General features: G+C 69.5%; 18 protein-coding genes. All 18 read left to right on the forward strand.

Features of this window, described 5'->3' with window-relative positions:
- Positions 1–74: 74 nt before the first annotated feature.
- The 18 genes from OK17_RS21715 to sigJ all read left to right on the forward strand — a co-directional run bounded on the left by OK17_RS21715 (position 75) and on the right by sigJ (position 22,637).
- Positions 75–1,757, forward strand: a complete 1,683-nt coding sequence (locus OK17_RS21715; RefSeq protein WP_461418722.1) for a UDP-N-acetylmuramoyl-L-alanyl-D-glutamate--2,6-diaminopimelate ligase — start codon at positions 75–77, stop codon at positions 1,755–1,757.
- Complete coding sequence (locus OK17_RS21720) at positions 1,754–2,302, forward strand: UDP-N-acetylmuramoyl-tripeptide--D-alanyl-D-alanine ligase (RefSeq protein ID WP_461418723.1); 549 nt, start codon at positions 1,754–1,756, stop codon at positions 2,300–2,302. The genes OK17_RS21715 and OK17_RS21720 overlap by 4 nt, the downstream gene beginning before the upstream one ends.
- Positions 2,303–2,396: 94 nt before the next feature.
- Positions 2,397–3,494, forward strand: coding sequence for a phospho-N-acetylmuramoyl-pentapeptide-transferase (gene mraY, locus OK17_RS21725; RefSeq protein ID WP_461418724.1), 1,098 nt, complete (start codon positions 2,397–2,399; stop codon positions 3,492–3,494).
- Positions 3,487–5,058 carry a UDP-N-acetylmuramoyl-L-alanine--D-glutamate ligase gene (gene murD, locus OK17_RS21730; RefSeq protein WP_461418725.1) on the forward strand — a complete coding sequence of 524 codons (1,572 nt, stop codon included), beginning with the start codon at positions 3,487–3,489 and terminating at the stop codon, positions 5,056–5,058. Before mraY ends, murD begins: the two co-directional genes overlap by 8 nt.
- Positions 5,059–5,063: 5 nt before the next feature.
- Positions 5,064–6,902, forward strand: coding sequence for a putative lipid II flippase FtsW (gene ftsW / locus OK17_RS21735; RefSeq protein ID WP_461418726.1), 1,839 nt, complete (start codon positions 5,064–5,066; stop codon positions 6,900–6,902).
- 73 nt (positions 6,903–6,975) lie between these two features.
- Entirely contained in the window at positions 6,976–8,184 is a 1,209-nt protein-coding gene (gene murG / locus OK17_RS21740; protein ID WP_461418733.1) for an undecaprenyldiphospho-muramoylpentapeptide beta-N-acetylglucosaminyltransferase, read from the forward strand.
- Positions 8,185–8,255: 71 nt separating this feature from the next.
- Positions 8,256–9,860, forward strand: a complete 1,605-nt coding sequence (gene murC / locus OK17_RS21745; protein ID WP_461418727.1) for a UDP-N-acetylmuramate--L-alanine ligase — start codon at positions 8,256–8,258, stop codon at positions 9,858–9,860.
- Positions 9,857–10,558, forward strand: a complete 702-nt coding sequence (locus OK17_RS21750; RefSeq protein WP_154883596.1) for a cell division protein FtsQ/DivIB — start codon at positions 9,857–9,859, stop codon at positions 10,556–10,558. The genes murC and OK17_RS21750 overlap by 4 nt, the downstream gene beginning before the upstream one ends.
- A 294-nt stretch (positions 10,559–10,852) precedes the next feature.
- A complete protein-coding gene (gene ftsZ / locus OK17_RS21755) occupies positions 10,853–12,028 on the forward strand; it encodes a cell division protein FtsZ (protein WP_005198817.1) in 1,176 nt (391 codons plus the stop codon).
- A 5-nt stretch (positions 12,029–12,033) separates the two neighbouring features.
- Positions 12,034–12,759 carry a peptidoglycan editing factor PgeF gene (gene pgeF, locus OK17_RS21760; RefSeq protein WP_461418728.1) on the forward strand — a complete coding sequence of 242 codons (726 nt, stop codon included), beginning with the start codon at positions 12,034–12,036 and terminating at the stop codon, positions 12,757–12,759.
- 49 nt (positions 12,760–12,808) lie between these two features.
- Complete coding sequence (locus tag OK17_RS21765; RefSeq protein WP_119033795.1) at positions 12,809–13,573, forward strand: YggS family pyridoxal phosphate-dependent enzyme; 765 nt, start codon at positions 12,809–12,811, stop codon at positions 13,571–13,573.
- Positions 13,574–13,695: 122 nt separating this feature from the next.
- Positions 13,696–14,409, forward strand: coding sequence for a cell division protein SepF (locus OK17_RS21770; RefSeq protein WP_461418729.1), 714 nt, complete (start codon positions 13,696–13,698; stop codon positions 14,407–14,409).
- A gap of 56 nt (positions 14,410–14,465) precedes the next feature.
- Entirely contained in the window at positions 14,466–14,807 is a 342-nt protein-coding gene (locus OK17_RS21775; RefSeq protein ID WP_006868152.1) for a YggT family protein, read from the forward strand.
- A gap of 300 nt (positions 14,808–15,107) precedes the next feature.
- A complete protein-coding gene (wag31, locus tag OK17_RS21780; protein WP_006868153.1) occupies positions 15,108–15,917 on the forward strand; it encodes a DivIVA-like cell division protein Wag31 in 810 nt (269 codons plus the stop codon).
- Between the two features lie 34 nt (positions 15,918–15,951).
- Positions 15,952–16,872 carry a hypothetical protein gene (locus OK17_RS21785; protein WP_119032627.1) on the forward strand — a complete coding sequence of 307 codons (921 nt, stop codon included), beginning with the start codon at positions 15,952–15,954 and terminating at the stop codon, positions 16,870–16,872.
- Positions 16,873–17,197: 325 nt separating this feature from the next.
- Positions 17,198–20,401 (forward strand): isoleucine--tRNA ligase, encoded by a 3,204-nt coding sequence (gene ileS / locus OK17_RS21790; RefSeq protein WP_461418730.1) that lies wholly within the window; start codon positions 17,198–17,200, stop codon positions 20,399–20,401.
- 86 nt (positions 20,402–20,487) lie between these two features.
- Positions 20,488–21,690 (forward strand): NAD(P)/FAD-dependent oxidoreductase, encoded by a 1,203-nt coding sequence (locus OK17_RS21795; protein WP_119032625.1) that lies wholly within the window; start codon positions 20,488–20,490, stop codon positions 21,688–21,690.
- A gap of 29 nt (positions 21,691–21,719) precedes the next feature.
- Complete coding sequence (sigJ, locus tag OK17_RS21800) at positions 21,720–22,637, forward strand: RNA polymerase sigma factor SigJ (protein ID WP_461418731.1); 918 nt, start codon at positions 21,720–21,722, stop codon at positions 22,635–22,637.
- The last annotated feature ends 152 nt before the right edge of the window (positions 22,638–22,789 follow it).

Below are 22,789 nucleotides of genomic sequence, written 5' to 3' on the forward strand. Positions count from 1 at the left end.
CGACCACCAGCACCCAGACCACCAGCACCCCGACCACCAGCACACCGACCGAGAACAACCGAGGAGGCGAACACATGACGTCTCGTGGTTCCTCGCACAAGGGATCGGCCGGCAGACGCAAGGGCAACAAGAAGGTCCCCGGTCGTCCGCGCGAGGTCGCGCCCACGGCCGTGACGGTCCTGTCGACGGCCACCGGCGCCCGGCTCGACCTCGTCGGCGGCGCCGACCGCGACACCAGCGTGCAGGGCGTGACCCTGCGCGCCCAGGACGTCCAGCCCGGCGATCTGTTCGCGGCCCTCCCCGGTGCGGCCACCCACGGCGCGCGGTTCGCCGACCAGGCGGTCGCCGCCGGGGCGACCGCGATCCTGACCGATCCGGCCGGCCGCGCCGAACTGAGCCGCGTCCTGCCGCCCGAGACCGCCGTCGCGGTCCTCATCCACCCCAGCCCGCGGACCGTGCTGGGCAGCGTCAGCGCCCGTGTCTACGGAAACCCGTCGCAGCGACTGAAACTGATCGGGATCACCGGCACGTCGGGCAAGACCACCACGTCGTATCTCGTCGAGGCGGCCCTGCTCGCCGCCGGGCACTCGGTGGGACTCATCGGAACCGTCGAGACCCGCGTCAACGGCGTCGCGCAGCCCAGCTCGCTGACGACTCCGGAGGCCCCGACCCTGCAGGCGTTGCTGGCGTCGATGCTCGAGGACGGTGTCGACGTCGTCGTCATGGAGGTGTCCAGCCACGCGCTGTCGCTGGGCCGCGTCGACGGCGCGCACTTCGCGATCGGGGCCTTCACCAACCTCTCGCAGGATCATCTGGACTTCCATCACACGATGCGCGCCTACTTCGACGCCAAGGCGCAGTTGTTCGTGCCGTCGTCACCGAACCACGCGGTACGCGCCGTGGTCTGCGTCGACGACGAGTGGGGCCAGCGGATGGCCGATCTCGCCCGTCGCCCCGGCGAGGCGGCGCATCTGCAGCCGGTGACGGTGTCGACCGGTCCGACGCCCGCTCACTGGCATGCGGGCCCGTCGGACCTCGCCGGCGACGGCACCTCCCACACCCCGATCACCGAACCCGACGGCGACCACGTCCTGGTCATGCCGCTCCCGGGCCGCTACAACGTGGCCAACGGACTGCTGGCCGTCGCGGTGGCCCATGCGGCGGGTGTGCCGATCTCCACCGCGCTCGACGCGGTCGCGTCGGTGAGCGTGCCGGGACGTCTGCAGCGGGTGGATCGCGGTCAGCCGTTCCTCGCCCTGGTCGACTACGCGCACAAACCCGGAGCCGTCGAGGCCGTCCTGGCGACCCTGCGAGGTCAGCTCGGGGAGGGACCCGGCCGCGTGGCCATCGTGGTCGGTGCCGGCGGCGACCGTGACGCGGGCAAGCGGCCGCTGATGGGGGAGGCCGCGGCGCGCGGTGCCGAACTCGTCATTGTCACCGACGACAACCCGAGGTCGGAGGAACCGGCCGCCATCCGGTCCGAGGTTCTCGCCGGCGCCCGCGGCGTCGACGCCGCCGACCGCCCGGCCGGTGCCGAACCGGTACGCGAGGTCGGGGATCGTGCGGCGGCGATCGCCGAGGCCATCGCCTGGGCGCGGCCCGGCGACATCGTGCTGGTCGCGGGCAAGGGGCATGAGGCAGGGCAGGAGATCAACGGCGTGAAGCATCCGTTCCACGACCGCGAGGTCGTCGCACAAGCGCTGGACGAGTTGCCGGACGCGACCACCGACCCGGTGGGCGCGGAGGGTGATCGATGACCGAACCGCTCGTCACGGTGATCCGCGGGGATGCGCCGGTGACGGTGGACGACGCACGTCTGCTCATCCGCCGGCTCGCCGAGCACGCCGGCGCGTTGCGCGGCAGCACCGCGGCGGACACGCGCGGCCAAGCCGCGGGGAATCGACCGCGAACCTGGGCGATCATCGCCGAGGTCGCCAGCTCCGACGGGACCGCCGAGAACCAGCGCGTCGTCGAACACGATCTCCTCGGACGTCTGGCCGTTCGGCTGGCCGTCGACAAGACTCTCTGCGTGGGCGACTCCCGGTCGGTTCATGCCCTGCATCAGGGCGCCGTCATGGAGGGGTCCTGGGGCGACGAGGCGCGCATCGTCGACACGGTCGAGGCCGCCGCGGCACTCGTCGACACCGACCCGGACTGGCGGCCCGCCGCCGGTGATGTCATCCTCCTCGCGGCGGCGAGCGCCGACCTCGACTCGGTGGTCACGGCGTGGGGTGCGAGCTGCGGATGGCAGATCCGCGAGGATACTGACTCCGGTCCCGGCGACGAGGGGACCGCATCATGAGGGCACGCGATGAGGCGCGCCTGCCGAGAACACTGAGCAGAGTCGGAGAGAAGAGCGTGGCGGGGAACGGACGAGCGAACACGAGGGCAGCACGGTGACCCAGATCCTCCTCGCGGGTGCGATCGCGATCGCGGTGTCGATCCTGCTGACCCCCGTGCTCATCAAGGTGTTCTCCAAACAGGGCTTCGGCCAGGAGATCCGGGTCGAGGGCCCCCAGAGCCACCAGACCAAACGCGGCACGCCGTCGATGGGCGGCGTCGCGATCCTCGCAGCACTCTGGGCGGGCTACTTCGGTTCGCATCTCGTCGGGTTGTTCACCGACGCCGGCAACGGACCGACCGCGTCGGGCCTGCTCGTGCTGGGCCTCGCGACCGCGCTCGGCATCGTCGGCTTCCTCGACGACATCATCAAGATCCGCAAGCACCGCAACCTGGGACTGAACAAGACCGCGAAGTCGATCGGTCAGTTCATCGCCGCGATCCTGTTCGGTGTCCTCGTGCTGCAGTTCCGCAACGACTACGGTCTCAGCCCGGCCAGCACCCACCTCAGTTATGTGCGCGACATCGACGCCATCGGCCTCGGCGCGGTGGTCTTCGTGGTGTTCTGCTGGCTCGTGGTCGCCGCGTGGTCGAACGCGGTGAACTTCACCGACGGCCTCGACGGTCTGGCCGCCGGTTCGATGGCGATGGTCCTCGGCTCCTACGTCCTGGTGACCTTCTTCCAGTTCGTCAACGCCTGCGCCGGCGGTGCCAAGCCGCCCAGCGACATCCCGACCGGGTGCTACCAGGTCCGCGACCCCCTCGACCTCGCGATCATCGCGGTGGCCGGCGGCGGTGCCTGCCTCGGCTTCCTGTGGTGGAACGCCGCACCGGCGAAGATCTTCATGGGTGACACCGGCTCGTTGGCGCTCGGCGGCATGCTCGCCGGCCTGTCCATCACGACCCGGACCGAACTCCTCGCGGTCGTCATCGGTGCGCTGTTCGTCGCCGAGATCATGTCGGTGGTCATCCAGATCGCCTTCTTCCGGACCACCGGCCGCCGTGTGTTCCGGATGGCGCCGTTCCACCACCACTTCGAATTGGGCGGGTGGGCCGAGACGACGGTGATCATCAGGTTCTGGCTACTCACAGCCATAGCCTGTGCGCTCGGCCTGTCGCTCTTCTACGGCGAGTTCCTGGCCACCAATGGCTGATCCGCGCGACGAGAACTCCGCGTCTACCGGCGACCCACTGGGGTTGACCGGTAAGACCGTGGTGATCGGCGGCGCGGGAACTGCCGGCATGTCGGCGGCCCGGTACCTGGTCACCAGGGATGTCCGCATCCTGCTTGCCGACGATCGGTTCGCCGCACGCGACGCCGACGCCGCCGACCGGGATGCGGCGGTCGCTGCCGTCCCCGGGGTCGCGGACCTGATCGGGCAGGGCGTCGAGGCCGTTGCGATCTCCGATCTGCTGGCCGACCCCTCGTGGACCGCCGACACCGCGGTCGTGATCGTCTCGCCCGGATTCGCCCCCACCCACGACCTCGTCGTGCAGGCCGCGGCGGACGGTGTGCCGGTGTGGGGCGAGGTCGAGTTGGCCTGGCGGGTCGACGCCGCGGGTCTGCTCGGGGAGCCACGCACCTGGCTGGTCGTCACCGGCACCAACGGCAAGACCACCACCACCTCGATGCTCGCCGACATCGTCGAGCGCTCCGGGCGTGCCGGCGCGGCGTGCGGCAACATCGGCCTGCCGGTTCTCGATGCCATGCGCGCGACGCCCCGCGTCGACGTGCTGTGCGCCGAGCTGTCGTCGTTCCAACTGCACTGGGCACCGTCGGTCGCCCCGGCTGCCGGGGTGGTGCTCAACGTCGCCGACGATCATCTCGACTGGCACGGCACCTTCGACGCCTATGCACTGGCCAAGGCCGGTGCGCTGCGCGGCGACATCGCGGTCGTCGGTCTCGACGACGCAGTTGCATCAGGTCTGCCGGGCGCGGGACGCCGGGTCGGCTTCACGCTCAACCCGCCGCAGGACGGCCAGCTCGGCGTCGAGGACGGGCAACTCGTCGACCGTGCCTTCGGTGCGGGTCGTCTACTGCCGGCCGGCGCCGTGCATCCGGCCGGTCCGTCGGGCGTCGCCGACGCCCTCGCCGCCGCCGCACTCGCCCTCTCGATCGGTGTCGAGCGCAACGCCGTCGAGGCCGCGCTCACCGATTTCCGGCCTGCCGCCCATCGCGGCGAGGTCGTGGCGACGCGCGACGGCATCCGCTTCGTCGACGATTCCAAGGCCACCAACCCGCATGCCGCCCAGGCTGCGGTCGCCGCATACAACCGCGTGGTGCTGATCGCGGGCGGCCTGCTCAAGGGCGCGTCGATGGACGCCATGCTCTCCGCCGTCGGCGATCGGCTCGCCGGGGTGGTCGCCATCGGCCGGGATCGTGAGCTGGTCGTCGAAGCGATCGCGCGACACGCCCCAGAAGTCCCAACAGTCACAGTATTCACAGGGGACGATGGCACGGTGAACGTGCATCGCCAGGGTCAGACCGCACCCGTCCTCTCGTCGACCCAAATCCCGGGATCAGACGCCGCCGTTGCCGTGATGGACCGGGCGGTCGCCGAGGCATGGGAGCTCGCCGCGGCGAGCGACCCGAAGCCCGACGCGGTGCTCCTCGCACCCGCCGCGGCATCGCTGGACATGTTCGCCGGCTACAGCCGGCGCGGTGACGCGTTCGCGCACGCCGCACAGGACATCGCCGGCACCCCCACCTCGCGGTGAGTGGCGTGCGTACCGACAAGACCGCGGTCGACGCCGCGGACGACGAGAGCACCTTCGACGACGGGGACACGTTCGACGACGGAACGGACGAGACCACGGACGAGGGCCGGACCGCCACCGTGCGGCGGAAGGCGTCGAAGCCGGTGGCCGAGGTCTCCGCGGCGGCCTCGACCGCGGCGTCGGTGACGGCCTCGCTGCCGGCCATGCTCGTCGAAGGCGTGCGCAACCTCCTGGCGCGGCCGCTGGCCTCCTACCAGCTGGTCCTCACGATGGCGTTCATGCTGACAGCCTTCGGTCTGGTCATGGTGCTGTCGGCGTCGTCGGTCGAGGGGTACTCGCAAGAAGGATCGGCCTACGGATTGTTCACGACGCAGGTCATCTTCGCCGGACTCGGCCTCGTCGTCTTCTACTTGATGCTGCGGGTCCCCGTCCGTCTGCTGCGGCGCTTCGCCGCGCCGTCGATGGCCATCGCCATCCTGCTGCTCGGGCTGGTGCTGATCCCCGGCATCGGCACGCTCAGCCAGGGCGCCCGACGCTGGTTCGTCATCTCCGGTGTGTCGGTGCAGCCCTCGGAGCTGGTCAAGGTGGCGCTGTGTATCTGGGGTGCGCACCTGCTCGCCTCCCGGCGCCGGGACAACGCCTCGATCAAAGAGCTCCTGATCCCGCTGGTCCCGGTCGCGATGCTGGTCTGCGTGCTGATCATCCTCGAGCCGAACCTCTCGACGACGATCACCATCGCCATCATCGTCGGCGCGATGCTCTGGTTCGCGGGGCTGCCGATCAAGGTCTTCTCGGCCTTCGCCGTCTCCGGTGTGGTCCTCGCGGTGATCCTCGCGCTCGTCGAGGGTTACCGCTCGCAGCGTGTGATGAGCTTCCTCGGCGGTATCGACGACCCGCAAGGTGCCGGCTACCAGGCCCGCCAGGCGACCTACGCGCTGGCCAACGGCGGCGTCTTCGGTGTGGGCCTCGGGCAGTCGAGCGCCAAGTGGAACTACCTGCCCAACGCGCACAACGACTTCATCTTCGCCATCATCGGCGAGGAACTCGGCCTCCTCGGTGGCCTGCTGGTGGTGTTCCTGTTCGTGCTGCTGGGTTACATCGGCTTCCGCATCGCACACCGTTCGACCGATCCGTTCCTGCGCCTGATGACCGCGACCATCACCGTGCTGATCCTCGCGCAGGCGTTCATCAACATCGGCTACGTCATCGGCCTGCTGCCGGTCACCGGTATCCAGCTGCCACTCATCTCGGCGGGCGGTACATCGACGCTGACGGTGCTCGCGATGCTCGGCCTCCTGGCCAACGCGGCGCGACACGAACCCGAGGCCGTAGCGACCCTCACCGCCGGATCGCAGGGCCGTCTGGCCCGGATCCTGCGGCTCCCGACGCCGGTGGCCTACCGGCAGACGCGGGCCGAGACCCTGCGAGATCGGCTCGACCAGCGTCGCTCGGCGAGCGGACGGCCCGCGGGCCGCACCGCGGGACGGGGTGCACCGGGACGGGTCGGGACATCCGGGCGGGCGGGAGCGTCGACCCGTCGCGGACGACCGGCCGAACCGGCTCCGGGCCAGGGCCGGTTCACCATGCCGTGGAAGCGGACGAAGACTGCCGAACCGGCACCCGCACGGGGTGCATCCGCACGACGTCCGGCAACGGCCGGTCGCACCCGACCTGCGCCGTCGGCACGAGCGGGCGTCGACTACCGTGGCGGGTATCCCGGCGCCGGCAGTGCACGTCGCTCGGCGTCACCGGGATGGCGGGCGGGCGCGCATCAGCCGCGGACGCCGAGGTCCGCCGACCCCGGGCGCGATCGGCCGACACACGGCCGCGCGGGACGCCGCTGACGGCTCCCGCGACAGGCGATGCCGCTGCGTGGGACAGACGTGCACAGTGGCTGGAGATGGAGTGACAGAGCCGGTGAGTTCGGGTGCAGCACAATCTGATACGACCGGAGGCCCGGGCGGGCGGCCGCTGTCGGTGGTGGTCGCGGGCGGCGGGACCGCCGGACACATCGAACCCGCGCTCGCCGTGGCCGACGCGATCACCCGCATCGACCCGACGGCCCGCGTCACCGCACTCGGGACCAACCGTGGCCTCGAGGTCGACCTGGTGCCCGAGCGCGGATACGACCTCCGGCTGATCCCGCCGGTCCCGCTGCCGCGCAAGCCGGGGATGGACCTGGCCAAGACCCCCGGGCGCCTGGTGTCCTCGGTCGCCGCGACCCGCAAGGTGCTCGCCGACGTGGACGCCGACGTCGTCGTCGGCTTCGGCGGATACGTGTCGGTGCCCGCCTACCTCGCCGCGCAGATGCATCTACGCGGACGCAATCGCATCCCGATCGTCATCCACGAGGCGAACGCCTCGGCGGGTATCGCCAACAAGGTGGGCGCCCGGTTCGCCGACCGTGTCCTGGCCGCCGTCGACGGCTCCGGGCTCGACGCGACCGTCGTCGGCATGCCGGTCCGCGGTGTCCTCACCGAATTGGACCGGCCGGCCCTGCGGGCCAAGGCGCGCCACTACTTCGGACTCGACGAGGATGCCCCGACCCTGCTCGTCTTCGGTGGTTCGCAAGGCGCGCAACGCATCAACGCCGCGGTCTCGGGCGCGGCCGAAGCCCTCGCGAAGGCAGGCATCGGTGTCCTGCACGCCTACGGACCCAAGAACTCGATCGACCCGGTGATCGTCGAGGGCGCCCCGCCGTACCGCGGAGTCGGCTACCTCAAGCGGATGGACCTCGCCTACGCCGCCGCCGATCTGGTGATGTGCCGGTCCGGCGCGATGACCGTCGCCGAGGTGTCGGCCACCGGTCTGCCCGCCGTGTACGTCCCGCTGCCGCACGGCAACGGCGAACAGCGCCTCAACGCGCTACCGGTCGTCGAGGCCGGTGGCGGACTCATCGTCGAGGACTCGGCGGTCAGCGCGGAGTGGGTGGCACGCGAGGTCCCGGCCCTGCTGCAGGACACCGAACGACTGCAGAAGATGTCCGCGGCGGCCGCGGGCACGGGCCATCGCGATGCCGCCGCGGCCGTCGCCGACGCCGCCCTCGAACTGGCTCGTGGGTTCCGGGCGGGCCGGGGACCGTCCCGTAAGGCGTTTCGTTCGCGCCGATCGGCCGGCGAACAGTGACAATTGGACGGGACCGGGTCGGAGGGGACAGGGACGGCGAGACGACCGGACCCGGAGTGGGAGGTGACGACATGAGCGAGGGGACGACTGTGGGAACCGGAGGACTGCCGCCGCAGCTGGCCCGCGTGCACATGGTCGGCATCGGCGGCGCCGGCATGTCCGGGCTCGCCCGCATCCTGCTCGCCCGCGGCGGCCAGGTGTCCGGATCGGACGCCAAGAACAGCCGGGGCATCCTCGAACTCCGCACCCGTGGCGCCCGTGTCCAGGTCGGACACGATCCGTCCGCACTCGACCAGATCCCGGGCGGCCCGTCGGTCGTGGTCACCACCCACGCCGCCATCCCCAAGACCAATCCCGAGCTGGTGGCCGCACGCTCGCGGGGGATCCCGATCCTGCTGCGCCCGCGTGTGCTCGCCCAGCTCATGGAGGGTGACCGGACGCTGCTGCTGGCCGGGACACACGGCAAGACCTCGACCACGTCCATGGCCGTCGTCGCACTCCAGCACGCCGGCAGCGACCCGTCGTTCGCGATCGGCGGCGAGCTCAACGAATCCGGCACCAACGCCCATCACGGCGGCGACCCGGTCTTCGTGGCCGAGGCCGACGAGAGCGACGGTTCGCTGCTCGAGTACACGCCCGACGTCGTCGCCGTCACCAACATCGACGCCGACCACCTCGACTTCTTCGGCTCGATCGAGGCCTACGTCGAGGTGTTCGACAAGTTCACCGAACGCATCCGGACCGGCGGCACACTGGTGGTCTGCCTCGACGATCCCGGATCGGCGGCACTCGCCGGACGTGTCCGCGGCGATCTCGCCCAGCGCGGGGTGGAGGTCCTCGGCTACGGCCGCGGCACTCACGCGGTCCTCGCGCCCGGCGTGCCCAACGTGGCGACCCTGCTGTCGTGGGAACCGCGCGCCGCCGGGGGAGCGGCACGGGTCCGTTTCACCGCGCCGGTGACCGGCCCCGCCGACGAGACCGGCACGGTCGTCGAACGGGAACTCATCCTCCCGCTGCCGGGAGAACACATGGCGCTCAACGCGATCGCCGCGGTCATCGGTTCCGTGCGCGTCAACGCCGCGGCGACCGCCGACGCCGCGGGTGCCCTCGACGGCATCCTCGCAGGGATCGGCGCGTTCGGCGGGGTCCATCGTCGCTTCGAGTTCCGCGGGCGCCGCGGCGGCGTCGAGGTCATCGACGACTACGCCCACCATCCCACCGAGGTGCGCTCGGTGCTGTCGGCGGCGCAGTCCATGATGGCCGCGCGGGTCGGCCCCGACGCGCCACGCGGTCGCGTCATCGCGGTCTTCCAGCCCCACCTGTACTCGCGCACGGTCGAGTTCGCCGACGAGTTCGCGGCCGCTCTCGACCTCGCCGACACCGTGGTCGTCGCCGACGTCTACGGCGCCCGCGAGGCACCGATCCCGGGTGTCAGCGGCCGGACCATCACCGACAAGCTGACCCGGCCGTCGGTGTTCGCGCCGGATCTGTCGCGGCTGGCCGGTCAGGTCGCCGGCCTGGCCCGACCCGGAGATGTCGTGCTGACCCTGGGCGCGGGCGACATCACCATGCAGGGTCCCGAGATCCTGGCCGCACTCGGCGCGGACACCGCGACCGACGACGCGACGACCGGTGAGGGCCCCGGCGACGGGGGCCTCACAGGACGGGTCTCGTGATCCGCTGGCCGACCCGCCGCCGGTCCCGCCTGATCCTCGGCACCCTGATGGTCGTCGCCGCGGGGGTCGGGTTGGTCCTGATCGCCTACCTCACCCCGCTGATGGCCGTGCGCGGCACCGACATCCGGGACAACGGTTCGATCCCGGCCGACGAGATCCTGCGCGTCGCGGCCGTCCCTCAGGGGACACCTCTCCTCCAGGTGGACACCCGTGCCGTCGCGCAGCGCGTCGCCGGCATCCCGTCCGTCGAATCCGCCCGCGTCCAGCGGTCCTATCCGTCGACGCTCACCATCACCGTCGTCGAGCGGGTGCCGGTGGTGATCGTGACGAGCGGGGACGAGGTCCACGTCCTCGACCGGTCCGGGGTGTCCTTCCTCCACTACGTCCGCGCCCAGGGCGTGCCGCCGGAGGTGCTCAAGCTCCCCGTCCTCGAGACCCCGAACCCGGGCCCGGCCGACCCCACCACCCGGGAGGCGATCACCGCGGTCGCCGGATTACCGGAATCGCTGGCGCGACAGGTCAAACGGGTGTCGGCGAGCTCTCCGGTCGACATCGAGTTCATCCTCACCGAGAATCGCCGGGTCATCTGGGGCGACAGCGATCGGGGAGCGGAGAAAGCGCGAACCCTCACGTACCTGTTGAGCCGGGACGCCAAGATGTACAACGTCTCGAGCCCCGAGTTCCCGGCCTACAAGTGATCGAGGCGGCCGCGGGTTGCCCGCACGCGCCGGCAATCGCGTCAGATTCGTTGAAGATCTGAGAAATTCACCGAAATTCGGAAGCGACTTCCCGACACGCCGGGCGCTGTTGTGGATACCGGGGCCCGGGATGCCTAGCGTCATCTCCACAACGAACTACTTGACATAACTCTAAATCTATGGTTCAGGTTTAGGGTTTTGCCAGCACCTAGCCGCTGAGACCTCAGCACCGGAACACGCTGAGAGATCAGCAACGGAACATCGAGCACGACCCATTACGAGGAAGGCGAGCGCATGACGCCACCGCACAACTACCTGGCCGTCATCAAGGTCGTCGGCATCGGCGGCGGCGGCGTGAATGCCGTCAACCGCATGATCGAGCAGGGGCTCAAGGGAGTCGAGTTCATCGCGATCAACACCGACGCGCAGGCCCTGCTGATGAGCGACGCCGACGTCAAGCTCGACGTCGGTCGCGACTCCACCCGTGGCCTGGGTGCAGGCGCCGACCCCGAGGTCGGCCGCCGCGCCGCCGAGGATGCCCGCGACGAGATCGAGGAGCTCCTCAAGGGTGCCGACATGGTCTTCGTGACCGCGGGCGAGGGCGGCGGCACCGGCACCGGTGGTGCCCCGGTCGTCGCGCAGATCGCCCGCAAGCTCGGTGCTCTCACCGTCGGCGTGGTCACCCGCCCGTTCTCCTTCGAGGGCAAGCGTCGCGGCGGACAGGCCGAAGCGGGCATCACCGCACTGCGGGAGTCCTGCGACACCCTGATCGTGATCCCCAACGACCGCCTGCTCCAGCTCGGCGACGCGCAGGTGAGCCTCATGGACGCCTTCCGCAGCGCCGACGAGGTCCTCCTCAACGGTGTCCAGGGCATCACCGACCTCATCACCACCCCGGGTCTGATCAACGTCGACTTCGCCGACGTCAAGGGCGTCATGAGCGACGCCGGCAGCGCTCTCATGGGCATCGGTTCGGCCCGCGGTGAGGACCGCGCCAAGAAGGCGGCCGAGTCGGCGATCAACTCGCCGCTTCTCGAGGCGTCGATGGAAGGTGCTCGGGGCGTGCTGATCTCGATCGCCGGCGGCAGCGACCTCGGCCTCTTCGAGATCCACAACGCAGCCACCCAGGTCCAGGAGGCGGCCCACGAGGACGCCAACATCATCTTCGGCACCGTGATCGACGACAACCTCGGCGACGAGGTCCGCGTGACCGTCATCGCCGCCGGTTTCGACGGTGGCACCCCGAAGAAGCGCTCGGACGTGCCCGCCGCAGCCGCCGGCCGTTCGGCCGTCGGTCAGGGGCAGGCCGGCGCGGTGTCGGCGCCGCCGAAGAGCGACCCGCTCTTCGGTGACATCCCCAAGGGATCGGGTGATCCCTTCGGTGGTGAGCGTGAGCCGGAGCCCCCGCGTCGCAACACGGTGCACCTCGACGACGACGATGTCGACGTGCCGTCCTTCATGAAGCGCTGACCCGCATGCGGGTACGTCGTGTGGTCACCACGCGTGCCGGCGGCGTCTCGGTGGCACCGTATGACTCGTTCAATCTCGGTGACCATGTCGGAGACGACCCGGAGGCGGTGTCCGCCAACAGGAATCGTCTGGCCGAGCAGATCGGATTGCCTGCTTCGTCGGTCGTCTGGATGGAGCAGATCCACAGCCGCAACGTGACGGTCGTCGACGGTCCGGTCACCGAACCGGTCCCGGCGACCGACGCGCTGGTGACGACCACGCCGGGCCTCGCGCTCGCCGTGCTGTCGGCCGACTGCGTGCCGGTGCTCCTCAGCGACGACGAGGCCGGCGTGATCGCCGGTGTCCATGCCGGTCGCGTCGGGGCACGCGTCGGCATCGTGCGCGAGACGCTGAAGATGATGGTCGACCTCGGTGCGCGCATCGAGTCGATCGGTGCATTCCTGGGCCCGGCCGCATCCGGCGAACAGTACGAGGTGCCCCCGGCGATGCAGGCCGACGTCGAGAAACATCTGCCCGGGAGCGCGAGCCGCACCACGAAGGGCACGACGGGCCTCGACCTCCGTGCCGGTCTGCGCCGCCAGCTCCTCGAGGCAGGGGTCGCCGGGGTCGCCGTCGACCCGCGCTGCACGATCTCGGACCTGAGTCTCTTCAGCCACCGGCGTGGCGCACCGACCGGCCGCCTGGCATCGGTGATCTGGATGGACGACGAGAGTGCGCCGGACGGGGAGTAGGCCCCCGGTGCTCCACGCGGGGAATGACGGGTGCTCCGCACGGGGAATGATGGGGGACATGAGCGACTCTCTCGATGACGCACGCACCGCCGAGCTGTCCGAGCGCCTCGAATCCGTACGCGGGCGGCTCGACGCGGCCGTGGCGGCTGCCGGCCGGCCCGCCGGGTCGTGTGCGCTCCTGGTCGTCACCAAGTACTTCCCGGCCGAGGATGTCCGTCGACTGCTGAATCTGGGCGTCCGGTCGTTCGGGGAATCCCGTGAGCCCGAGGCCGGCCGCAAGGTCGCCGAGGTCCTCGCCGACTGGGCGCCCGAGGATTCCGCCGACGTACCCGTGTTCGACATGATCGGGACCGTCCAGTCGAAGAAGGCCCGTTCGATCGCGCGGTGGGCGCGCGCGGTGCACTCGGTGGATCGTCCGAAGGTGGTCGACGCCCTGGGCCGGGCCGCGCGAGCCGCGCTCGACGAGGGGGAGCGGACCGGACGTCTGGGGGTGCTGCTCCAGGTGAGTCTCGACGGGGACCCGCAACGCGGCGGCGTCGTCGAGGCGGATCTCCCCGCACTGGCCGATCAGGTCTCCAACGAGGACGCGTTGGCGCTGCGCGGGCTCATGGTCATCGCCCCGCTCACCGGCGAGCGGAAGCACTGGATGGCCGAATCCGCCCGCATTCACAACGCTTTTCGCGATCAGTACGCCGACGCCGTCGAACTGTCCGCGGGCATGTCGGGTGACATGGAAGAGGCGGTTGCAGCCGGCTCGACATGCGTGCGTGTCGGAACCGCGATCATGGGCGATCGGCCGCTACTCTCTCAGTAATCACATTGGTAACAACAGAACCAAGTGACACAACAAGCGCAGATATCTCAGCAAGCACAACGACATCAGATGCACCATCCGGCACGGCTGCACACCGGCGTCGCACGACAGAGAGGCCGACTATGACCACGATGCAGAAGTTCAAGGCTTACTTCGGCATGGTGCCGCCCAGCGAGTACGAGGACGACTACCTCGAGGACGGCTCTGCGCTGCGTGCCCCGTCGCGTGAGCGTGCCTACCGTGACGACTACTACGGTGACGGCTCCTACGACCCCGGTTACGAGCCCTCCCTCCGCGACCCCGGCTTCCGTGAGGCCGGCTACCGCGACGAGATGGCTTACGACGACCGTCATTTCGACGGCGGATACGAACTCGCCGGCGACTTCGTCCCCGAGTTCGCCTACGCCGGACCGCGTCCGGCTCCCGAGGCCCCCATGCGGTCGGCTGCACGCCTCGAACCGTTGCAGCGTTCGTCGAGTGCCGCCCTGCGTGCCGCCTCGTCGCGCCCGGCCGCGCCCGAACACCGTGAGCTCGAGCGTGTGTTCGCCGACGGCCCGCTGCAGAAGATCACCACCCTGCGTCCCTCGGACTACAGCGAGGCCCGCACCATCGGTGAGCGTTTCCGCGACGGCAACCCGGTCATCATGGACCTCGTCGACATGACCAACGACGATGCGAAGCGCCTCGTCGACTTCGCTGCGGGCCTGGCCTTCGCGTTGCGCGGCTCCTTCGACAAGGTGGCCACCAAGGTCTTCCTGCTGTCGCCGGCCGACGTCGACGTGTCGCCCGAGGATCGCCGCAAGATCGCCGAGACCGGCTTCTACAACCACTCCTGATGCAGGTGGGCACCCTCGGTTCGCACCGTCGGGTGCTCTTCAGGCAATCTTGACGCGTGGCTGCGATTTTGTTGGGTGTCCTCTACTACATCCTGTTGGTCTTCTGGTTGCTTCTCCTCGGCAGGCTCGTCGTCGAGCTGGTGCGGACGTTCGCCCGCGAATGGCGGCCCACCGGGGTGGCGGTCGTGATCATCGAGACGGTCTTCACGCTGACCGACCCGCCGATCAAGGCGTTGCGCCGGATCCTTCCGCCGATCCCGCTCGGCCCGATCCGCCTGGATCTGTCGCTGATGATCGTCATGCTCGTCGTCATCATCGCCATGAACATCGTGAACGGTCTCCGCGCCGACGCGGTCGCCGATTCGCTCGCCACCGCACTGGTTCTCATCCGCTCCTGATCCGCCGACGAGTCGCCCACCGGGCCCCTTGCGACCCGGGTACCTTGGGGTACGTCGATGGACTACCGTTGGTTGTCGTCTTCGATGCCCTGCCCGTTCGGAGGAGTTTCGACCGGGCTCGGCATCAAACAGTGCGACCTACGGTTCGCATGTGACAGGATTGGACGCCAGTTACAGATTTTGACTGGTATGAATAGTTAGTGACAACCTGTATTGGTCGAACGACTCACGTCGCGCGATCCGGGTTGGACGGCACGCCAACTGAACACAAGCTTCACCACAGACACGAGGGGAACCGACATGCGGCTGACTCCAGCTGATGTGCACAACGTCGCGTTCAGCAAACCGCCTATCGGTAAGCGCGGCTACAACGAGGATGAGGTCGATCAGTTCCTCGATTTCGTCGAGGCCGAGCTGGCCCGGCTGATCGAAGAGAACACCGACCTCAAGCAGCGCGTCGAGGAACTCGAGGGTGAGGTCGCCGACGCCCGGTCGGGTGCCGGCGCAGCCCCCGCCGAGGAGCGGACCCAGATGTTCGCCAAGCCGCCGGCCCAGGAGCAGCCCGCTCCGGTCCAGCAGCCCGCGGCGTCGAACGACGATGCCAACGTGCGTGCCGCCCGCGTTCTCGCACTCGCGCAGGACACCGCGGACCGTCTGACCGGCAGCGCCCGCGCCGACGCCGACGCGATGCTGGCCGACGCGCAGACCCGCGCCGACACGATGGTCTCCGAGGCCCAGAGCAAGTCCGACGCCATGCTCGCCGATGCGCGCCAGCGTTCGGAGGCCATCCTGGCCGACGCCCAGACCCGTTCCGAGGCGCAGCTGCGCCAGGCGCAGGAGCGCGCGGATGCGCTGCAGAGCGACGCCGAGCGCAAGCACAGCGAGATCATGGGCACGATCAACCAGCAGCGCGGTGTGCTCGAGGGCCGGATCGAACAGCTCAAGACGTTCGAGCGTGAGTACCGTACCCGTCTGAAGACCTACCTGGAGTCGCAGCTCGAGGAGCTGCAGCAGCGCGGAAGCGCGGCACCGGTCGAGGGTGGCCGTCCCGATCAGTCGTTCTCGAACGATCCGGGCAGCGGCGGTTTCAGCAGCTACTCGCCGAGCTGACCTCCCTACCGGACATGCACCCTAGGCTGGTGATGTGCTGACCTTGGCCCTGGGCGCGACCCTCGTCGGGTTCGTGCTGCTCATCCTCGGTCTCATCACCGGGACCGTGTGGCTGGCCGTCGCCTGCATCGTCATCTGTCTCCTCGGTCTGGCCTTCCTGCTCGTCGACGTGTTCTCGGGACGCAACCGGGATTCCGCTCGATCGCTGGAGGACATGGTCCCCGGAGCCGGACGCGATGAGGTCGACGCCGATCGCGACGACGCCGGTTCTCCCGGCGACCCCAGCGATGCCGACGAGTCCCGGACACGCCGGTATCCGACAGCGATGCCGTCGGCACGGGACTCCGATACCGACGGGGAGACGGTTGCCTACGAGCAGCCCTCCTTCGAACCCGGTATGGCCGCACCGTCCGGTCCGACGCCGTCTCGGCCGGAGGTGCCCGAGAGCCGCCCGGCCCCCGAGCGTCGTGAGGGCAACCTCGAGGACTACCTGCGGTCGGTTGGCGAGCCGGTCGGCCGGCCGAACTCCGGTCCGACGCCCGCTCCCGGCCAGGCACCGCCCGGTCGGGGTGCACCGGGCCAACCGCCTCGTGCGCCGTACCAGGCGCCGGGTCAGCAGTCGCCCGGCGGTCAGCCGCCGCGTCCCGATTCGCCGCGGCCGCCGCAGTCCGGGCCGTTCCCGTCGGGTCCGTCCCAGCAGGGGACGCGTCCGCCCCAGTACGGGAATACGCAGTACGGGAACCCGCAGTCGGGGTCTCAGCAGCAGTACGGACAACCGCCGTCGGGGCAGCGTCCGGCGTGGCCTCAGGGCCAGGACTCCGCGCGACCTGACCCCGCCCAGTCGGGTGAGCGGCCGGAGGGGGAGCAGCCCGAGTCCCCGGAACCGCGGCCCGGCCGGCGTCGTGCGCCGGATTTCGATCCGCTCGACCCGAACTGGCGTCCACCGCTCGACTGACCCTCTCGTTCTCGACCACGCACCGCCCGGACGGCGATACCGATTCGCCTGTTCGGGCGGTGCGTCGTTACACTGGTTGACGCGTTGATCCGGCCATCACCGGGGAGCACCCGGAAGAACAGAGCAGCTGCGGTTGAAGCCGAGCAGCGCTCCCAGTAGAACCGGGCGGGAGTGGCCCGTCACAGCCACGGGACCGCACGGGGAGACCCGCGCGATCCGGTGAGTGGCGCCGGAGTGCCGGCGCAAGCGGGGTGGTACCGCGCAGACCTTCCGGTGTGCGTCCCCGTGCCGAGGAGAGACATCACCAGGCACGAGGAGACGAGCCGTGACCGACACGAACGAGACGGGCGCCAACGCGACCGGACGTGTGTACCCCAAGGTCGACATGACGGGTGGGACGGGCCGTAGCGCCCCCGATTTCCCGTCCGTGGAGCAGAACGTCCTGCAGTACTGGGATGCCGACTCGACCTTCGCCGCGTCCATCGAGAACCGTGCCGACGCCGAGGAGTTCGTCTTCTACGACGGCCCGCCCTTCGCCAACGGTCTTCCGCACTACGGCCACCTCCTGACCGGCTATGTCAAGGATGTGGTACCCCGGTACCAGACCATGCGCGGCAAGAAGGTCGATCGTCGATTCGGTTGGGACACACACGGTCTGCCTGCCGAACTCGAGGCCGAACGCCAGCTCGGGATCACCGACAAGTCGGAGATCGAGAAGATGGGCATGGAGAAGTTCAACGAGTACTGCCGTGACTCGGTTCTCCGCTACACCGGTGAGTGGCGTGACTACGTGACCCGTCAGGCGCGGTGGGTGGACTTCGACAACGACTACAAGACGCTCGACCTCGACTTCATGGAGTCGGTCATGTGGGCGTTCAAGGCCCTCTACGACAAGGGCCTGATCTACCAGGGTTACCGCGTGCTGCCCTACAGCTGGTACGAGCAGACGCCGCTGTCCAACCAGGAGTCGAAGCTCGATGATGCCTACCGCATGCGCCAGGACCCGGCGGTCACCGTGCGGATGCCGCTGTCGGTGCCCGAGGGGCCGCTGGCCTCGCTCGACGGTGTCAACGCGCTGATCTGGACCACCACGCCCTGGACCCTGCCGTCCAACCTCGCGATCGCGGTCAACCCCGAGGTCACCTACGTGCACGTCAAGGCCGCCGACGGTCAGCAGTACCTGCTGGCCGAGGCACTGCTGGGCGCGTACGCCAAGGAGATCGCCGAACCCGAGGTCGTCGGCACCCACCTGGGCAAGGACCTCGAGAACCTGTCGTACACACCGCCTTTCGACTTCTTCGTCGGCCACCCCAACTCTCACCGGGTGCTGCTCGGCGACTACGTCACCACCGAGAGCGGCACCGGCGTCGTCCACCTCGCGCCGGCCTTCGGTGAAGAGGACATGGACCTCGCGACCGCCAACGGCATCGAGGTCGTGCAGCCGCTCGATCCGGGCGGCCGCTTCACCTCGCAGGTCCCGCCGTACGAGGGCCAGATGGTCTTCGACGCCAACCCGGTCATCATCAAGGACCTCAAGGCGGCCGGCCGCATCCTGCGCCACGAGACCATCGAGCACTCCTACCCGCACTCGTGGCGGTCGGGACAGCCGCTGATCTACATGGCGGTGCCGTCGTGGTTCGTCGCCGTCACCCAGTTCCGCGACCGCATGGTGGAGCTGAACAAGCAGATCACCTGGGTGCCCGAACACATCCGCGACGGCCAGTTCGGCAAGTGGCTCGAGGGTGCGCGCGACTGGAACATCAGCCGCAACCGCTACTGGGGTGCACCGATCCCGGTGTGGATCTCCGACGACCCGGAGTACCCGCGCATGGACGTCTACGGTTCGCTCGACGAACTCGAGCGCGACTTCGGCGTACGCCCGGACAATCTGCACCGGCCGTTCATCGACGACCTCACCCGCCCGAACCCGGACGACCCGACCGGGCGGTCGACCATGCGCCGCGTGCCCGAGGTCCTCGACTGCTGGTTCGAGTCGGGCTCCATGCCCTACGCGCAGGTGCACTACCCGTTCGAGAACCGCGACTGGTTCGACGGCGGGGACTCGGCCTCGGCGGTGGCGCACAACCCGGGCGACTTCATCGTCGAGTACAACGGTCAGACGCGCGGCTGGTTCTACACCATGCATGTGCTGGCGACCGCACTGTTCGACCGTCCGGCGTTCAAGACCGTTGCGGCCCACGGCATCGTGCTGGGCGACGACGGGCAGAAGATGTCCAAGTCGAAGCGCAACTACCCGGACGTCAACGAGGTCTTCGACCGTGACGGTTCGGACGCGATGCGCTGGTTCCTGATGGCCTCGCCGATCCTGCGCGGCGGCAATCTCGTCGTCACCGAGCGCGGCATCCGCGAGGGTGTCCGCCAGGCGCTGCTGCCGCTGTGGAACGCCTACAGCTTCCTGCAGCTCTACACGGATCGTCCGGCGACCTGGCGGACCGATTCGCAGAACGTTCTGGACCGCTACATCCTGGCCAAGCTCGCGACCACGCGCGATGCCATGACCGAGGCGCTCGACACCTACGACATCGCCGGTGCGTGCGATTCGTTCCGCGAGTTCGTCGAATCGCTGACCAACTGGTACGTGCGCCGTTCGCGTGCACGGTTCTGGGCCGGCCAGGAGGAGGACACCGACGCCTTCGACACCCTGTACACCGTGCTCGAGGTGGCCTCCCGGCTCGCCTCGCCGCTGCTGCCGCTGGCGACCGAGGCCATCTGGCGCGGTCTCACCGGTGGCCGTTCGGTGCACCTGACCGACTGGCCGACCGCCGACGAGCTGCCGGCCGACGCCGACCTGGTCGCGGCGATGGACGAGGTCCAGGCGGTCTGCTCGGTCGCGTCGAGCGTGCGCAAGGCCAACAAGCTGCGCGTCCGCCTGCCGTTGCCCGGTCTGACCGTGGCCTCGCCGACCGCGGCCGCGCTCGAGCCATACGTCGACCTGGTCAAGGACGAGATGAACGTCAAGTCGGTCTCGCTCGCCACCGATGCCAGCGAGTACGGCCGCTACGAGATCGCGGTCAACGCACGCGCGGCCGGCCCGCGCCTGGGCAAGGACGTCCAGCGCGCCATCAAGGCTGTGAAGTCCGGCAACTGGTCGGTGGAGACGAACGCCGAGGGTGCGGAGGTCGTCGTCGCCGACGGCATCGAACTCCACGACGGTGAGTACAGCCGCAAGCTGGTGGCGGTCGAACCGGATTCCACCGCGGAGCTGCCCGGTGGCAAGGGTCTCGTCGTGCTCGACACCACGGTGACCCCCGAGCTCGAGGCCGAGGGCTGGGCCAAGGACCGCGTGCGCGAACTGCAGGATGCGCGCCGAAACCTCGACCTGGACGTCTCCGACCGCATCACGGTGCGCCTCGTCGTACCGGCCGAGCGTCTGGAATGGGCACAGACCCACGCCGACCTCGTCGCCGGCGAGGTCCTCGCCGTGGAGTTCGACGTCACCGCCGCGGGTGCGCCGGGAGCCATCGAGCTCGGCGACGGCGTGACCGCCGACGTCGCGAAGGTTGGCTGACCAGCTATTTCTGTCTGACTGTCACATTTCTGCCGCCGTCGGTGTCTCGAGGATGACCACCTCGAACACCGACGGAAGGCAGAACGATGCGCAACACCGACATCACCCAGGAACTCAACACCCTCACCCGGACCCATGTGGTCGTCCTCGGCGCCGGCTATGCGGGCGCGATGGCGGCCAACCGGCTCCGGCAGAACCCCGACGTGGTTGTCACCGTGGTGAATCCGCAACCGTTCTTCGTACAGCGCATCCGGCTGCACCAGTTCGTCGCGCGGACCGGTGAGCCGCAGACCGGGTTCGACGACGTGCTCGGCGACGGCATCGACGTCGTCGTCGACACCGCCACCCGGATCGACGCGGAGGCGCGGCGGGTACACCTCGCCTCGGGGAAGCAACTCGACTACGACTACCTGATCTACGCCATCGGCAGCCGGCACCAGCTCCCGGACATCCTCGGCGCCTCGGACCACGCGCTGTCGGCCTCGGACTGGACTGCGGCACAACGGCTCCGGCAACGCCTCGACGCTCTGGACGCCGGTGCGCCGGTGGTCGTGGTCGGCGGTGGGCTCACCGGCGTGGAGATCGCCGGGGAACTCGCCGGACGCGGGTTCGCGGTGACGCTCGCCGGTGGCGGTGCCGTCGCACCGTCGGTCGGTGAACGCGGCCACCGGGCCACCCTCCGGCAGCTCGGTCGACTCGGAGTCGACGTGCTCGAAGACGCTCGGGTGACCGCTGTCGAGGCCTCGCGGATCACCATCGAGACCGACGGTCGTGAACAGACGTTGCCCAGCGCGGCAACGGTGTTCGCCACCGGTTTCACCGCCCCCGAGCTCGCCGCGGACAGCGGTCTGACCACCGACGGGGTCGGCCGTCTACGAACGGATGTCACTCTGATGAGTGTCGACGACGATCGGATCGTCGGCGCCGGCGACGCGACCGTCGCGGCCGGCACCTCGCTGCGGATGAGTTGCCAGGCGGCGGAACCACTGGGGGCACAGGCCGCGGACGCCGTCCTCGCCCGGATCGCGGGTGACGCCCCGAAGCCCGTGGATCAGGGCTTCGTCGCCCAGTGCACGAGCATCGGCCGCCACGGTGCCACACTGCAGTTCACCAATCGAGACGATTCGCCTGCACGGATGGTCGTGACCGGCCGTGCCGCCGCACTGGTCAAGGAGATGGTCTGCCGCGGTACCGTGTGGTACATCCGCCGCGAGGCCACGCGCCCCGGTGCGTTCAGCTGGCCGCGCGATCGTGAGGCGACCGCAGACCGTGAATCGGTCCTCCAGTGACCGGTTCGCCGACGAGAGGTGGGGCTCCGGTGACCAGCAGCGACTCCGCGAAGGTCGAGAAAGACCGGCGGGCAGCGCGTTTCGCCGAGTTGCGGCCGCTGCTGTTCACCGTCGCCTACGAGATCGTGGGGACCGCGGCCGACGCCGACGACGTGCTGCAGGACAGCTATCTGCGGTGGGCGGAGGTCGACGACGCCGAGATCGCCGACACCAAGGCGTATCTCGCGAAGATCGTCACCCGCCAGGCACTCAACGTGCTGAGGTCACGGTCGCGGCGACGCGAGGAGTACGTCGGACCGTGGCTGCCCGAGCCGATCCTGACCGACGAGCGGGACCTCGCCGACGACGTGGTCCTCGCGGAATCGGTGTCCACGGCGATGCTGATCGTGCTGGAGTCGTTGAGCCCGGACGAGCGCGCGGTGTTCGTGCTGCGGGAGGTGTTCGGCTTCTCCTACAACGAGGTCGGCGACATGCTGGCCAAGCCGGCGGCCACCGTGCGCCAGATCGGGCACCGCGCCCGGAACCATGTCGAGGCGCGTCGCCCCCGGTTCGACCCGGTGGACTCCGAACGTGCGGTCGCGGTGGTCGACGCGTTCCTCTCGGCCGCGCAGTCCGGCGACGTGGAGGGCCTGCTGACCATGCTCGCCCCCGAGGTCGAGTTCACCGCCGACAGCGACGGCAAGGTGACGGCGGTGCGCCACCCGATCCATGGCGCGCTGGCTGTGGCCCGGTTGCTGACCGGGTTCGCCCGGCTCGGCCGGGACATGGACTACCGACTCGAACCGGCGGTCTTCAACAACCAGTCCGGCGTGGCGATCTACATCGACGGCCGGCTCGAGGGCACGTTCACCCTTCACATCATCGACGGCGTCATCGAGCAGATCTATGCCATGCGCAACCCGGACAAACTGGCCGGGCTGGAGGAACCGCGCACCGTGGCGCGGTGAGGTCTCGCTCCCTGAGGTGCGAGGAGCGTTGGCCGCCGGGCTGAGTAGCGACGAAGGAGCGTATCGAAGTCGACGAGCCTGGAAGGCCTGGTGAGACAACGTCGTCACCCGACTGCCGAACCTCAACCCGACCGGCAGACTTCGATCGACGT

The sequence above is a fragment of the Gordonia sp. GN26 genome (assembly GCF_054823965.1).